The sequence below is a fragment of the Amycolatopsis lurida genome (assembly GCF_900105055.1).
GTDB classification, from domain to species: domain Bacteria; phylum Actinomycetota; class Actinomycetes; order Mycobacteriales; family Pseudonocardiaceae; genus Amycolatopsis; species Amycolatopsis lurida.
Map to the genome: position 1 here is coordinate 1,060,046 of NZ_FNTA01000004.1, position 15,196 is coordinate 1,075,241.

The 15,196-nt window shown below is 70.1% G+C and carries 13 protein-coding genes; all 13 read right to left on the reverse strand.

Features of this window, described 5'->3' with window-relative positions; genetic code table 11:
- Positions 1-5 precede the first annotated feature (5 nt).
- On the reverse strand, positions 6-2,096 hold the full coding sequence (locus BLW75_RS10020) for a primosomal protein N' (protein ID WP_034311684.1): 2,091 nt from the start codon (positions 2,094-2,096) through the stop codon (positions 6-8).
- Between the two features lie 427 nt (positions 2,097-2,523).
- Positions 2,524-3,726 (reverse strand): methionine adenosyltransferase, encoded by a 1,203-nt coding sequence (gene metK, locus BLW75_RS10025; RefSeq protein ID WP_034311881.1) that lies wholly within the window; start codon positions 3,724-3,726, stop codon positions 2,524-2,526.
- A 96-nt stretch (positions 3,727-3,822) separates the two neighbouring features.
- Positions 3,823-5,043 carry a bifunctional phosphopantothenoylcysteine decarboxylase/phosphopantothenate--cysteine ligase CoaBC gene (coaBC, locus tag BLW75_RS10030; protein WP_091597265.1) on the reverse strand — a complete coding sequence of 407 codons (1,221 nt, stop codon included), beginning with the start codon at positions 5,041-5,043 and terminating at the stop codon, positions 3,823-3,825.
- A complete protein-coding gene (gene rpoZ / locus BLW75_RS10035; RefSeq protein ID WP_005152353.1) occupies positions 5,036-5,305 on the reverse strand; it encodes a DNA-directed RNA polymerase subunit omega in 270 nt (89 codons plus the stop codon). The genes coaBC and rpoZ overlap by 8 nt, the downstream gene beginning before the upstream one ends.
- Positions 5,306-5,329: 24 nt before the next feature.
- Complete coding sequence (gmk, locus tag BLW75_RS10040; RefSeq protein ID WP_091597268.1) at positions 5,330-5,959, reverse strand: guanylate kinase; 630 nt, start codon at positions 5,957-5,959, stop codon at positions 5,330-5,332.
- Entirely contained in the window at positions 5,956-6,273 is a 318-nt protein-coding gene (gene mihF / locus BLW75_RS10045) for an integration host factor, actinobacterial type (RefSeq protein ID WP_003096398.1), read from the reverse strand. Before mihF ends, gmk begins: the two co-directional genes overlap by 4 nt.
- Positions 6,274-6,380: 107 nt before the next feature.
- Positions 6,381-7,220 (reverse strand): orotidine-5'-phosphate decarboxylase, encoded by an 840-nt coding sequence (gene pyrF / locus BLW75_RS10050; protein ID WP_034311679.1) that lies wholly within the window; start codon positions 7,218-7,220, stop codon positions 6,381-6,383.
- On the reverse strand, positions 7,217-10,531 hold the full coding sequence (gene carB / locus BLW75_RS10055; protein ID WP_034311676.1) for a carbamoyl-phosphate synthase large subunit: 3,315 nt from the start codon (positions 10,529-10,531) through the stop codon (positions 7,217-7,219). The genes pyrF and carB overlap by 4 nt, the downstream gene beginning before the upstream one ends.
- Positions 10,531-11,664: a glutamine-hydrolyzing carbamoyl-phosphate synthase small subunit gene (carA, locus tag BLW75_RS10060; RefSeq protein ID WP_034311673.1), complete on the reverse strand. Its 1,134-nt coding sequence runs from the start codon at positions 11,662-11,664 to the stop codon at positions 10,531-10,533. The genes carB and carA overlap by 1 nt, the downstream gene beginning before the upstream one ends.
- Complete coding sequence (locus BLW75_RS10065) at positions 11,664-12,173, reverse strand: PH-like domain-containing protein (RefSeq protein ID WP_034311672.1); 510 nt, start codon at positions 12,171-12,173, stop codon at positions 11,664-11,666. Before BLW75_RS10065 ends, carA begins: the two co-directional genes overlap by 1 nt.
- Positions 12,170-13,471: a dihydroorotase gene (locus BLW75_RS10070; RefSeq protein WP_034311670.1), complete on the reverse strand. Its 1,302-nt coding sequence runs from the start codon at positions 13,469-13,471 to the stop codon at positions 12,170-12,172. Before BLW75_RS10070 ends, BLW75_RS10065 begins: the two co-directional genes overlap by 4 nt.
- Positions 13,468-14,400 (reverse strand): aspartate carbamoyltransferase catalytic subunit, encoded by a 933-nt coding sequence (locus BLW75_RS10075; protein ID WP_034311667.1) that lies wholly within the window; start codon positions 14,398-14,400, stop codon positions 13,468-13,470. Before BLW75_RS10075 ends, BLW75_RS10070 begins: the two co-directional genes overlap by 4 nt.
- The gene (gene pyrR, locus BLW75_RS10080) at positions 14,397-14,993 is read right to left on the reverse strand and encodes a bifunctional pyr operon transcriptional regulator/uracil phosphoribosyltransferase PyrR (protein ID WP_034311664.1); all 597 of its coding nucleotides are present in this window, start codon (positions 14,991-14,993) and stop codon (positions 14,397-14,399) included. Before pyrR ends, BLW75_RS10075 begins: the two co-directional genes overlap by 4 nt.
- Positions 14,994-15,196 lie beyond the last annotated feature (203 nt).

A 15,196-nucleotide genomic window follows, 5' to 3' on the forward strand; every position in this document is an offset into this window, starting at 1 on the left:
GGGGGTTAGATGAGCTCCAAGGGGTCCAGCTGGATCCGGATGGGTTCGGCGGCCTTGCGCGCGTCCCGGCGGGCGGCGGCCGCGTGGATCGCGGCGGCGAGTGCCTTCCCTTCCGGACGTGCGACGCGCACCAGTGCCCGCTCCCGTTCGGCGTTGCCGTCCTCGTCGACCTCGCCGAGCGGCACCGGACCCAGGACCTCGCCGGACTCCGGGAGAGCGAGGTCGTCGAGCAGTCCGGCGACCGCGTCCGGCGTGCCCTCGATACTCGCCATCCGCATCGCGGGCGGGAAGCCGAGTTCGCGCCGCTCGGCCAGTTCCAGGCTCGCGTGCCAGCCCGGATCCCAGCGCACCAGCGCCTGCACGACGGAAAGGCCCGCTTCCGCGCCGACGAACACGCGACCGCCCTCGGTCCCCGGCCGCACCAGGGCCGCGGCCGCCATCCAGCGGCGCAGGGTCTCCTCCCCCGCGCGCAGGTCCTGCCGTCCGAGCAGTGCCCAGCCATCGAGCAGCAGCGCCGCGCCGTAGCCGCCTTCCGCGACCGGCTCGGCTCCCGGCGTGCACACCACGAGGGCCGGTTTGCCGGGCACCGACGCCAAGACCTCCGTCGCGCCCGAGGTCCGCACCGGAAAGCCGGAGAACGCCCGGCCCAGTTCCTCCGCGGTCCGCTTGGAGCCGACGACGACCGCCCGCAACCGCACCGAACCGCAAGCGGCGCAATGGAAGTTCGTCTCGGGGACGCCGCACCACCGGCACGCGGGCGGCCTCGGTGAGCCGTCGATCAGCCCACCGGGCAAGGACAACGGACCGGCGCAACGACGGCAATGCGCCGACGTCCGGCAGTTGCCGCAAGCGAGCCCCGGGACGTAACCGCGACGCGGAACCTGGACCAGCACGGGGAATCCACCGGCCAGCGACTGCCGCGCCGCCTCGAAAGCGACCGATGGGAGGCGCGCGGCCTTCGCTGCTTCATCCCGGGCGACGTCGAAGTCCTCACCGACCGGCGTGACCCGCGGCGCGGCCGACCGCAGTTCGGGGCGCGCCGCCACGAGGGGCTGCGCCCAGCCCGATTCCACCAGGAACTGCGCCTCGGCGGTCCGCGCGAACCCGGCGACGAGCATGGATCCCTTCGCGGCATGCGCGCGGTCCATCAGCACGTCGCGGACGTGGGGGTACGGCGCGTGCTGGTCGAGGTGGACGTCGTCGCCGTCGTCCCACACCACGAACAGGCCGGGATCGGCGACCGGCGCGAACATCGCCGCGCGTGTGCCGACGACGACGCGCACCGCGCCGCGCAGCACCGCGAGCCAGCGGCGGTAGCGCTCGGCGGGCCCCAGCCCGGCGATCAGCGCGACCACGGAATCGGCGCCCAGCAAGGAAACACACGCGTCGTGCAGCCGCGTCAGGTCGCGGTGGTCGGGGACGACCATGACGACGCCGCGTCCGGCGGCGGCCGCGACGGTGGCCGCTTCGGCGAGGCGGCGAGGCCAGTCCTCACCCGGTAGTGCCTGCCAGACGGCGTTGGCCGGACGCCGTTCCGCGACGGCCTCCAGGAAAGCGGGGCCACTTTGGTACCTCTCCCAGGCCGCGGTTTCGGGTGGCTCCGGCGTCCGCGCGGGTTCGGCGGGTGGTTCGGCTTCCACCTTCGCGTGGCGGGACGGGATCGCGAGCCGCAGGACGTCACTGAGCGTGCCGCCATAACGGTCCGCGACGGACCGGCAGAGCGTGTGCAGCGCCGGTGGCAGCACCGGCTCGCTGGAAGTCACCCTGTCGATGTACGCGAGCTTCCCGGTGAACTCCGTGGTGTCGGCGCGCTCGACGAGATACCCGTCGACGAGCTGGCCCGCGAACCGGACGCGGACCCGGCAACCGGGCACGGCGGCTTCGTGCAGCTTCTCCGGGATCCGGTAGTCGAAGGTCCGGTCGAGATGCGTGAGCGGGATGTCCACGACGATCCGCGCGACCGGGTTCTCGGGCGCGGGGTTCTGCGCGCCGCGACGGCTGGCCGTCTTCGCGCGCGCCGGTTTGGCCTTCCGCGCCGGCTCGGCCTTCGGCTCCGGAAGGTCCCACAGCGGGGTCGGTTCGGGACTGCTGCTCACCCCGTGATCTCTACCAGACTCCGTCGCCACCGCCTGTCACCGCGTGCGATTCCTGCCGCAGAGTGCCAGGCAACGCCCCGTTCGCCACAGGTACATCAGCAGTCACAACGGCCGCGGGTGAAGGCCCCTCCGAGTACATGAAGGCCCCCTTCCTTGCGCCTAGGTACAGGACGGACCCCTTCATGTACCTCCGGCAAGCAAAGACGCGCCACCACCACGCAGGCCGGGATCTCAAGCTGGCGGCCTCGCGTGGTCGAAGGGACGACACGTGTGATCCGGCGGACGACACGCGTGACTGGATGGACGACACACGCGCAACCGGGCTCCGACCCGAATCACGCCCGGAGCACACAGCCCGGACGCCATGAAGGCCTCCTTCCCCACCCTCAAGGTAGGCAAGGAGGCCTTCACGGACGGAACAGGCGGATCAGGCGCCCGCGGCCGACTTCAGGTCCGCGGCCCGCGCCGTGCTCTCCCACGGGAGATCCAGCTCGGGACGGCCGAAGTGGCCGTACGCGGCCGTCGGCGCGTAGATCGGGCGAAGCAGGTCGAGGTCGCGGATGATCGCGGCCGGACGCAGGTCGAAGACCTCCTGGATGGCGGCCTGGATCTTCGACGGGTCGACCGTCTCGGTGCCGAAGGTCTCGACGAAGAGACCCACCGGGGCCGCCTTGCCGATCGCGTACGCCACCTGGACCTCGGCCCGCGAGGCGAGACCGGCGGCGATGACGTTCTTCGCCACCCAGCGCATCGCGTACGCGGCCGAGCGGTCCACCTTGGAGGGGTCCTTGCCGGAGAACGCGCCACCACCGTGACGGGCCATGCCGCCGTAGGTGTCGACGATGATCTTGCGGCCGGTCAGGCCCGCGTCACCCATCGGGCCGCCGATGACGAAACGGCCGGTCGGGTTGACCAGCAGCCGCACGTTGGAGGTGTCGAGCCCGAGCTCGGCGATCTCCGGGGCGACCACGTGCTCGCGGACGTCGACGCCGAGCATCTGCTCGAGGTCGATGCCGTCGGCGTGCTGGGTGGACACGACCACCGTGTCGAGCCGCACCGGCTGGTCGCCGGCGTACTCGATGGTGACCTGGGTCTTGCCGTCCGGCCGCAGGTACGGCAGCACGCCGTCCTTGCGGACCCTGGTCAGCCGCTGCGAGAGCCGGTGCGCCAGCGCGATCGGCAGCGGCATCAGCTCGGGGGTGTCCGAGCAGGCGTAGCCGAACATCAGGCCCTGGTCGCCCGCGCCCTGACGGTTGATCTCGTCCTCGTCGGACTCCACGCGGGACTCGTACGCCGTGTCGACGCCCTGCGCGATGTCCGGCGACTGGGAGCCGATCGCGACGTTGACGCCGCAGGAGTTGCCGTCGAAGCCCTTGGCCGAAGAGTCGTAGCCGATCTTCAGGATCACGTCGCGGACGATGGTCGGGATGTCCGCGTAGGCCTCGGTGGTCACCTCTCCGGCGACGTGCACCTGCCCGGTGGTGATGAGGGTTTCGACCGCGACCCGGCTGCGCGGGTCTTTAGCCAGCAGACCGTCCAGGATCGAGTCGCTGATGGCATCGCAAATTTTGTCGGGATGACCTTCGGTCACCGATTCCGACGTGAACAGTCTGCTCGTGGACGCGCTCACGGTGGCCGTCACTCCCTCACCTAGACGTCTGATGCCCAGTAAGTTAGGCACCCCTCAGCTTGCAATCAAGCCTACTGACTATCGCTTGGGGGACTCTCAACGCTTCATCAAGGTCACAACGGCGTCCCACAATGTGGACGCCAGTTCGGCCTTGGCGCCGAGCGGGATCGGGATTTCGGTGCCGTCGGCCCCGAGCAGCCAGCCCGAGTTGTCCTCGGTCCCGAAGGCCTTCCCCTCGCCGACGGCGTTCACCACCAGCAGGTCCGCACCCTTGCGCTTCAGTTTGACCCTGGCGTGATCGAGGACGGAGCCCTTGTCGTCCCCGGTTTCGGCGGCGAAACCGACGACCACCTGGCCGTTTGCCCGGTTTCGCACCAGTTCGGCCAGGATGTCCGCGTTGCGCGCGAGTTCGACCACGGGGTCCGGCGTGTCGTCGGACTTCTTGATCTTGTGGTCCGCCTGGTTCGATGGCCGGAAATCGGCGACGGCGGCGGCCATCACGAGGACGTCGGCGGAGGCGGCCTCGGCGTGCATGGCGCGGCGCATCTCCTCGGCCGTCGACACGTGGACGACCTTCGCGCCCGCGGGCTCCGGCAGCGCCACGGTGTGCGCGGCGACCAGCGTGACCTCGGCGCCGCGCTGGGCGGCGACCCTGGCCAGCGCATAGCCCTGCTTGCCCGACGAACGGTTGCCCAGATACCGGACGGGGTCCAGTGGTTCACGGGTGCCGCCCGCCGAAATGGCCACGCGCACGCCTTCGAGGTCGCGCGGGAGGGCCTTCGGGACGGCGAGCAGGAGCCGGGCGAGGTCGACGATCTCGGCGGGGTCGGCGAGCCGCCCCTTGCCGGTGTCCTTGCCGGTGAGCCTGCCGGCGGCGGGTTCGGCGACGACCAGACCGCGCGAGCGCAGCAGCGCCACGTTGTCGCGGGTGGCCGGGTGCTCCCACATCTCGGTGTGCATCGCCGGGAAGAAGGCGACCGGGCACCGGGCGGTGAGCAGGGTGTTGGTCAGCAGGTCGTCCGCGATGCCGTGCGCGGCCTTGGCGAGCAGGTTCGCCGTGGCGGGCACGACGATCACCAGATCGGCTTCCTTGCCGACGCGGACGTGCTGGACCTCGGGCACTTCGGTGAACACGCCGGTGTGCACCGGGTTCCCGGACAGTGCCTCGAAGGTGGCCGCGCCGACGAAGTTCAGCGCGGCTTCGGTGGGGACCACGCGGACGTCGTGACCGGATTCGGTCAGTCCGCGCAAGACCTCACAGGCCTTGTAGGCGGCGATCCCGCCACCCACGCCCAGTACGACGCGGGGCTTATTCACCCTCGGTGTGCTCGAGCAGGCCGCCGTGGATCTCGCGCAGGGCGATGGACAGCGGCTTCTCGCGCGGGCCCGGCTCGACCAGCGGGCCGACGTACTCCAGCAGGCCTTCGCCCAGCTGGGCGTAGTAGTCGTTGATCTGGCGAGCGCGCTTGGCCGAGTAGATCACCAGCGCGTACTTCGAGCTGACCTTCTCGAGGAGGTCGTCGATGGGCGGGTTGGTGATGCCTTCGAGCTCTTCGTGCAGCGTGGCCTGAGTCGTCACTCGTGGTGCTCCGAATCTTCGGGTCTAGTTGTCGCCGGTTATCAAGTTTAGCAACTGCTCAGCGGCCTCTCGCACGTCGGCGTTGACGACGCGCTCGTCGAACTCCCCGGCGGCGGCGAGTTCGCGTTCGGCCTCGGCCAGCCTGGCCTTCACCGCGGCCTCGTTTTCGGTGCCGCGGCCGGTCAGCCTGCCGACCAGTTCGTCCCACGACGGCGGCATCAGCATCACCAGCCGGGCCTCCGGCATCGCCTTGCGGACCTGCCGGGCGCCCTGGAGTTCGATCTCCAGGATCGCGTTGCGGCCTTCGGCGAGCACCCGCTCGACGGGCCCGCGCGGGGTGCCGTAGCAGTTGCCCGCGAACTCGGCGTGTTCCAGCAGTTCGCCGCCGGCGACCATGCGGTCGAACTCGGCCCGGTCGATGAAGTGGTAGTGCTCGCCGTCCACCTCACCCGGCCTCGGCTTCCTGGTGGTCACCGAGACGCTGAAATAGATCTCCGGATCCAGCTTGCGCAGCTCCTTGGCCACGCTCGACTTCCCGACCCCCGAAGGCCCTGAGACGACCGTGAGCCGGTGCCGGGATTCGACTCCCGCCACCGGCTCACCGCCGCGGTCAGCGCCCGGGTTCACCGGGTGGCCCTGACCGGTGCCGCTCACTCGCCGCTGAATTCGGCCAGCAGCGCCTTGCGCTGCCGGTCGCCGAGGCCGCGAAGACGACGGCTGGGTGCGATCTCCAGTCGTTCCATGGTCTGCTGGGCACGGACCTTGCCGACGCCCGGAAGAGCCTCGAGCAGAGCCGAGACCTTCATCTTGCCGAGGACTTCGTTCTCCTCGGCCTGCTTCAACACGTCGACCAGAGTGGTACCGCCCCGCTTCAGCCGCTCCTTCAGCTCAGCACGGATGCGGCGGGCGGCGGCGGCCTTCTCCAGCGCCGCAGCGCGCTGTTCCTCTGTCAGCTGGGGAAGTGCCACGTTTTCCTCCGGTAGTTCTCAAATCTGGGTGGGTGTGGCGACGGTACCCACCCGTTACCTCGGCCCACAATGCGGGGGTGGCTGGTCATGACGGATTCCCGGGCCTGCTATTGGCCTTTTTCCAGGGGACCGAGGGAATCCCGGGTCCGCCGAACGGCCGCACGCAACGCCTCCGGGTCCGGTCCGTGCTTGAGGACGTCACGAGAGGACGCCGGGAGCACACCCGGGAGTCCTGGGCCGAAAAGGCCCCGGAGATCGGCCACGGTGGCTCCCTGGGCCCCGAAACCGGGCGCCAGGATCGGACCGTTCAGCTTGCTCAGATCGAGTTCTCCCGGCGCGATGGTGGCGCCGACGACGACGCCGATGTCACCCAAGGGGCCGACGCCTGTGTTGTACGCGGCCGCCGTGTCGACGATGTCCTGCGCGACGGTCTTTCCGTTGGGCAGCAAGGCGTTCTGCAGCCCCTGCGCCTCCGGATTCGAGGTGCGCGCGAGCACGATCAGCCCCTTGCCCTGTGCCTGCGCGACGTCGATCGCGGGCGCCAGCGAACCGAACCCGAGGTACGGCGACACCGTGATGGCGTCCGCCTCGAGTTCCGCGCCGGCGGGCAGGAACGCCGCCGTGTACGCCGCCATCGTCGAACCGATGTCGCCGCGTTTGACGTCCAGCAGGACGAGCGCGCCCGCCTCCCGGCACACCTTCATCGTCTTGGCCAGAACGGCGACCCCAGGAGGCCCGTAGGCCTCGAAAAAGGCCGACTGGGGCTTGATCACCGCGACCTCGGGCGCGATCGTCTCAGCGGCCGTGAGGGCGAACTTCTCCAGTCCGCTCGCGTCCGCCGGGAGACCCCACGCCTGGAGCAGCCCGGGATGGGGGTCGATCCCGGCGCAGAGCGGTCCCTTCTCGGCGACCGCCCGCGCCAGCCTCGCCCCGAACCGCTCGCTCACGCCTTGGCCTTCAGCGCCGCCTGGAGGCTCTGCAGCGACCGCACGCCGATGTCGCCCTTGATGACGGCCTCTATCCCGTGCACGGCCGCCGCCGCGCCCTGCACCGTGGTGATGCAGGGGATGTCCCTCGACACCGCGGCGGTGCGGATCTCGTAGCCGTCGATGCGGGGACCGCTGTTGCCGTAAGGCGTGTTGATCACCATCTGCACCTCACCGCTGAGGATGACGTCGACGACGTTCTGTTCGCCTTCGGCGGAACCCTCGTAGTGCTTGCGCACGACGGTGCAGGCGATCCCGTTGCGCCGCAACACTTCCGCGGTGCCCGACGTGGCGAGGATCTCGAAACCGAGGTCCGCCAGCCGCTTCACCGGGAACACCAGCGAACGCTTGTCGCGGTTGGCGACGGAGACGAACACCTTGCCCGACGTCGGCAGCGAACCGTAGGCGCCGGCCTGCGACTTGGCGAACGCCTTGCCGAAGGAGACGTCCACGCCCATGACCTCGCCGGTGGACTTCATCTCCGGGCCGAGCAGCGAGTCGACGCCGTGGCCCTCGGGCGTGCGGAAGCGGTGGAACGGCAGGACCGCCTCCTTGACCGCGACCGGCGAATCGGCGGGCATGTGGCCGCCGTCACCCTCGGCCGGGAGGACGCCGGACTCGCGCAGATCCTTGATCGACGAGCCGGTCATGATCAGCGCGGCCGCCTTGGCCAGCGGCACCGCGGTCGCCTTGGACACGAACGGCACCGTCCGCGAGGCGCGCGGGTTGGCCTCCAGGACGTACAGGACGTCGTCCTTGAGCGCGTACTGGACGTTCAGGAGCCCGCGGACGCCGACACCGCGCGCGATGGCCTCGGTCGAGCGGCGCACCGTCTCGATGTCGGTCCGGCCCAGCGTGATCGGCGGCAGCGCGCACGAGGAGTCGCCGGAGTGGATCCCGGCCTCCTCGATGTGCTCCATGACGCCGCCGAGGAAGAGCTCGTCGCCGTCGAACAGCGCGTCGACGTCGATCTCGATGGCGTCGTCGAGGAACCGGTCCACCAGCACCGGGTGCTCGGGGGTGACCTCGGTGGCGCGGTGGATGTAGCCGGCGAGGGATTCCTCGTCGTACACGATCTCCATGCCGCGTCCGCCGAGCACGTAGGACGGCCGGACCAGGACCGGGTAGCCGATCTTGTCGGCGATCCGCTTCGCGCCCTCGAACGAGGTCGCCGTGCCGTACTTCGGCGCGGGCAACCCGGCGTCGGTGAGGACCTCGCCGAACGCGCCGCGGTCCTCGGCGAGGTGGATCGCGTCCGGGGAGGTGCCGATCACCGGGACACCGGCGTCGGCGAGGCGCTTCGCGAGCGAGAGCGGGGTCTGGCCGCCCAGCTGCACGATGACCCCGGCGACGGTGCCCGACTCCTGCTCGGCGTTGACCACTTCGAGCACGTCCTCGAACGACAGCGGCTCGAAGTACAGCCGGTCCGAGGTGTCGTAGTCGGTGGAGACGGTCTCGGGGTTGCAGTTGACCATGACGGCCTCGAAACCGGCCTCGCGCAGGGCGATCGCGGCGTGCACGCACGAGTAGTCGAACTCGATGCCCTGCCCGATGCGGTTCGGCCCGGAGCCGAGGATCAGCACCTTCGGCTTGTCGGTCTGCGCGGTGATCTCCGACTGTGCCGCGGGGTCGGTCTCGTAGGCCGAGTAGTGGTACGGCGTCTTGGCCGCGAACTCGGCCGCACACGTGTCGACGGTCTTGTACACCGGCCGCACGCCGAGACGGCGGCGCAGCGCGCGGACGCCGTCCTCCCCGGCCAGTTCCGGCCGCAGCGAGGCGATCTGGCGGTCGGAAAGGCCGATCCGTTTGGCGCGCCGCAGCAGCGGCTCGTCGAGGACCTGGGCGTCGCGGACCTCGGCGCCGACCTCGCCGATGAGGGCGATCTGGTCGATGAACCAGGGGTCGATCCCCGACGCCTCGTGCACCTGCTGGACCGTGGCGCCGAACCGCAGCGCCCGCTCGACCTCGTAGAGACGGCCGTCGTGCGGCGTGCGCAGCGTCTCTAAAATCGAGTTCAGCGTCACCCCCTCGGGGTCGGGCCGGGTCCAGAAGCCGGTGGCCTTGGTGTCGATGGACCGCAGCGCCTTGCCGAGCGCCTCGGGGAAGCTGCGGCCGAACGACATCGCCTCGCCGACGCTCTTCATCGTCGTGGTCAGCGTCGGGTCCGCACCGGGGAACTTCTCGAAGGCGAACCGCGGCACCTTCACCACGACGTAGTCCAGCGTCGGCTCGAAGGCCGCAGGGGTCTCGCCGGTGATGTCGTTGCGGATCTCGTCGAGGGTGTAGCCGATGGCGAGCTTCGCGGCGATCTTGGCGATCGGGAAACCGGTCGCCTTCGACGCCAGCGCGCTGGAGCGGGACACGCGCGGGTTCATCTCGATGACGACCATGCGGCCGTCCTCGGGGTTGATCGCGAACTGGATGTTGCAGCCGCCGGTGTCGACGCCGACCTCGCGCAGCACGGCGATGCCGACGTCGCGCATGTGCTGGTACTCGCGGTCGGTCAGGGTCATCGCGGGCGCGACGGTGACCGAGTCGCCGGTGTGCACGCCCATCGCGTCGATGTTCTCGATCGAGCAGACGACCACCACGTTGTCGTGCCGGTCGCGCATGAGCTCGAGCTCGAACTCCTTCCAGCCGAGGACGCTCTCCTCGATGAGCACCTCGGTGACCGGCGACTCGGTGAGGCCGGTGGAGGCGAGCCGCTCCAGTTCCTCGTCGGTGTGCGCCATCCCCGAGCCGAGCCCGCCCATGGTGAACGACGGCCGGATGACCACCGGGAGCCCGACCTCGGCGACGGTCGCGCGGACCTCGTCCATGTCGTGGCAGACCCGCGACCGCGGCACCTCGCCGCCGATCGTGCGGACGATGTCCTTGAACTTCTGCCGGTCCTCGCCGCGCTGGATGGCCTCGACGTCGGCGCCGATCAGCTCGACGCCGTACTTCTCGAGGACACCGCGCTCGTGCAGGGCGACCGCGCAGTTCAGCGCCGTCTGCCCGCCCAGCGTCGCGAGGATCGCGTCGGGGCGCTCCTCCGCGATGACCTTCTCGACGAATTCCGGCGTGACCGGCTCGATGTAGGTGGCGTCGGCGAACTCGGGGTCGGTCATGATCGTCGCCGGGTTCGAGTTCACCAGCGAGACGCGCAGTCCCTCTTCGCGGAGTACGCGGCAGGCCTGGGTGCCGGAGTAGTCGAACTCCGCCGCCTGGCCGATCACGATCGGCCCGGAGCCGATCACCAGCACGTGCTGGATGTCTGTCCTCTTCGGCATTACTTGGCCTTCTCCATCAAGCTGACGAACTCATCGAACAGGGGGGCCGCGTCGTGCGGGCCGGCGGCGGCCTCGGGGTGGTACTGCACCGAGAACGCGGGGACGTCGAACGCGCGGACACCTTCGACGGTGTCGTCGTTCGGACAGTAGTGCGAGATCTGCGCGGCGCCGAACGGCGTCTCGAACCGCTGGCCTGGCTCGCCTTCGAGGGCGAAACCGTGGTTCTGCGCGGTGATCGCGACACGTTTGGTGGCCACGTCGATCACCGGGATGTTGATGCCGCGGTGGCCATAGCGCATCTTGTAGGTGCCCAGCCCCAGCGCGCGGCCGAGGATCTGGTTGCCGAAGCAGATGCCGAACAGCGGGATCTCCCGCTGCAGCACCGATTTCGTCAGCTCCGTGGCGTGCGCGGTGGTCGCCGGGTCGCCGGGGCCGTTGGACAGGAACACGCCGTCCGCCTCGACGGCGAGCAGTTCGTCCACAGTGGACGACGAGGGCAGGACGTGCACCTCGATGCCGCGCGCGGCCATCATGCGCGGGGTGTTGGACTTGATTCCCAAGTCCAGCGCGGCCACGCGGAACTTCCGTTCGCCCTGCGCCTCGACGACGTACGCCTGCTTCGTGGTGACTTCGCCGGCGAGGTCGGCGCCCTTCATCTGCGGGCTCGCCTGCACCTGCGCGAGCATCTCCTCGTCGGTGCCCAGCGCGTCACCGGAGAACACGCCGGACCGCATGGCGCCCTGCTCGCGCAGGTGCCGGGTCAGCGTCCGGGTGTCCACCTCGGAGATCCCGACGACGCCCTGGCGCTCCAGTTCCTCGTCCAGCGTGCGCTTGGACCGCCAGTTGGACGGGGTGCGCGCCGGGTCGCGGACGACGTAGCCCGAGACCCAGATCCGCGAGGACTCGTCGTCCTCGTCGTTCCAGCCGGTGTTGCCGATCTGCGGCGCGGTCTGGACCACGATCTGCCGGTGGTAGGAGGGATCGGTCAGCGTCTCCTGGTAGCCGGTCATGCCGGTGCAGAACACCGCCTCACCCAGGCTGCGGCCGCGAGCGCCGTACGCGGAGCCGCGGAACACGCGGCCGTCTTCGAGGACCAGCGCGGCGGGGGTCCTGGTGCTGTTCGCGGTGCTCATCAGGCACCTCCCTTGATGTCGTTGCGGGTGTCTTGCAAAGCTTCGATCCACTGTGGATAGTCGTCGACGTCGTCCCCGCGGAATCCGGTGTCCAGTTCGACGTCGCCCGCCAGCCAGGTGACGACGAGCAGCGCGTCGATGCCCATCACCTTCCCGGCCATCCCCTTGTCCTTGCGGACGCCGGTGACGGACGCGCGCGGGATCCAGAAGTCCGGGGCGCCGCCGCGTTCGATGGCGATGCCTTCTTCGTGCAGGCGCCACACCGCGCCGGTGCGCAGGCCGGCGCCGCGGGTGACCACGCGCTCCTGCCAGTGCCCCGCCGTGGTGGTGCTGATGTAGACGCCGGTCGATTCGAGCGACGCCTCACCAGGCTCCGCGGGGATCTCCGGGAACGGCGGCACCTGCACGCTCTGCGCGCGGGACTTCCGGCGCCAGCCGCGCCACATCAGGAAGACGCAGAACAGGAAGAAGGCGAAGACCGCCAGGGTCAGCAGAAGCCGGTCGCTCATGATGCGATCTTCCCTTCCCGTGCGGTGATCCGCCCGCGCAGCAACGTCGCCGTCACCACGCCGGGGAGCCGCATTCCTTCGTACGGGGTGTTCGCCGCGATGCTCGCGAACTCGGCCCCTCGCACGGTCCATTCGGTGTCCGGGTCCACCAGCGTCAGGTTCGCCGGTTCGCCGACCTCGATCGGACGGCCGTGGTCGGTCAGGTTGCCGATCTCGGCGGGCCGCTCGCTCATCACGCGCGCGACGCCCCGCCAGTCCAGCAGGCCGGTGCGAACCATGGTCTCGACCACGATCGACAGCGCGGTCTGCAACCCGAGCATGCCCGGCCTGGCCGAACTCCACTCGCAGTCCTTGTCCTGGACCGCGTGCGGCGCGTGGTCCGTGGCGACGCAGTCGATGACGCCCTCGGCGAGCGCGGCGCGCAGCTTCTCGGCGTCGGACTCCGTGCGCAGCGGCGGGTTGACCTTGTTGACCGGGTCGTAGGTCGCGAGCCGCTCGTCGGTCAGCAGCAGGTGGTGCGGGGTGACCTCGGCCGAGACCTTGGTGCCGCGGTCCTTGGCCCATTTGAGGATGTCCGCGGTACCCGAGGTCGAAACATGGCAGACGTGCAGCCGCGCGTTCGCGTGCTCGGCGAGCAGGCAGTCACGGGCGACGATCGACTCCTCCGCCGAAGCGGGCCAGCCGGTGTAACCCAGGCGCGCGGCCTGCTCACCTTCGTGCGCTTGCGCGCCGACGGTCAGCCGCGGCTCCTCGGCGTGCTGCGCGATGACCACGCCGAGCGCCGTCGAGTACTCCAGCGCGCGGCGCATGAGCAGCGGGTCCGCGACGCAGAGGCCGTCGTCGGAGAACACCTTCACCTGGGCTTCGGATTTCGCCATGGTGCCCAGTTCGGCGAGCTTCTCGCCCTTGAGGCCCACGGTGACCGCGCCGACCGGGTGCACGTCGACCAGCCCGGCCTCCTGGCCGCGGCGCCACACGTGGTCGACGATCACCGCGTTGTCGGCCACCGGGTCGGTGTTGGCCATGGCGAACACCGCGGTGTAGCCGCCGAGCGCCGCCGCGGCCGAGCCGGTGGCGATGGTCTCGGTGTCCTCGCGGCCGGGTTCGCGCAGGTGGGTGTGGAGGTCGACGAAACCGGGGAGCAGCACCTGGCCGCCCGCTTCGATCACTTCGGCGTCTTCGGGCACGTCGATCGCAGCGGTGTCACTCATGCCGGTGATGACCCCGTCCTCGACGAGCACGTCGACCGGATCGCCCTCGCCGTAGGGTCGGGCGCCCTTGATCAGGACGGTGGTCACGCGGCGGCTCCTTCGCTGGCGAGCAAGTGGTAAAGGACCGCCATGCGCACGTGGACGCCGTTGCGGACCTGTTCGGTGATGGCCGAGGCCGGGGAGTCGGCGACCGCCGAGGCGATCTCCATCCCGCGCAGCATCGGGCCGGGGTGCAGGACGACGGCGTGCTCGGGCAAGAGCTTCATCCGCCGTTCGTTGAGGCCGTACGCGATCGAGTACTCGCGGGCGCTCGGGAAAAAGCCCCCGTGCATCCGCTCCGCCTGGACCCGCAGCATCATGACCGCGTCGAGCGCGGGCAGTTCGGCGTCGAGTTCGTGCGACACCGTGACCGGCAGGCTCTCCACGCCGGCGGGCAGCAGCGTCGGCGGCGCGACGAGCACCACCTCCGCGCCCAGCGAGGACAGCAGGTGGATGTTCGACCGCGCGACCCGGCTGTGCAGGACGTCGCCGACGATCCCGATGCGGCGGCCCTCGAACGAGCCGAGGCGCTCCCGCAGCGTGGCCGCGTCGAGCAGCGCCTGCGTCGGATGCTCGTGGGTGCCGTCCCCGGCGTTGACGACCGCCGTCCCCGCTTCGGCGAGCCAGCCCGAAAGCCGCTGCGCCGCACCGGACGCGGGATGCCGGATGATCACGCAGTCGGCGCCGGCCGCGGCCAGCGTCAGCGCGGTGTCCCGCAGCGATTCGCCCTTGTTGACCGAGGAACTGGACGCGGAGACGTTGATCACGTCGGCGCTCATCCACTTCCCCGCGATCTCGAACGAGACGCGGGTGCGGGTCGAGTTCTCGTAGAACAGCGTGATGACGGTGCGGCCGCGCAACGTCGGCAGTTTGCGGACCTCGCGGCCCAGCAAGGTGTGCTTGAGCTCTTCGGCGGTGTCCAGCACGGCTGTCGCGAGCGCCGGGTCGAGCCCGTCGGTGGCGAGCAGGTGCTTCACGATCGATCTCCTTCTGGTTGCGCGCGAAGCAGAACCGAGTCCCGTCCGTCCACTTCGGACAGCAGGACCTCGATCCCCTCGGCGCGCGAGGTGGGCACGTTCTTGCCCACGTAGTCGGCGCGGATCGGGAGTTCGCGGTGGCCGCGGTCGACCAGCACGGCCAGCTGGACCGCGCGCGGGCGGCCGTGGTCGCGCAGGGCGTCGAGGGCGGCGCGGATGGTGCGGCCGGAGAACAGCACGTCGTCGACCAGGATCACCACCGCGTCGTCGATACCGGTCGGCGGCAGCTGCGAATGTTCGAGCGCGCGGGGCGGGCGGCGGCGGAGATCATCACGGTAGAGCGTGATGTCCAGCGCGCCGGTCGGCGGACGGATGCCGGAGAACTCGGCGATCTTGTCCGCGAGCCGCAGGGCGAGCGGGGTCCCCCGGGTGGGGATGCCCAGCAACACGGGCGGAGTCGAGCCACCGGCACCGAGAGCGGTCTTCTCGATGACCTGGTGGGCCATTCGGGCGATCGTGCGCGCGACATCGCCGGACGAGAGCAGCTCGCGCTCTCCCGCCGGTTCCGCCGCGCCACGCGGGCGTGACGACAAGGCGGACCTCCTTCCCCGCCTCTCTGGACGGGTCCTTAAAGGACGTCGACTTCCTGCTTGGCGAGGAAATCGAACCGACACTAGCAGGAGCGGACGCTCATTCTTACGAGTGGCGCGCCCCAGGTGACGAAGGCCTCTCGAAAGCACCCGCTTGACCTGGTGACAACTATGCGTAACCATTACTCTGAGTATTCGACTCTAGG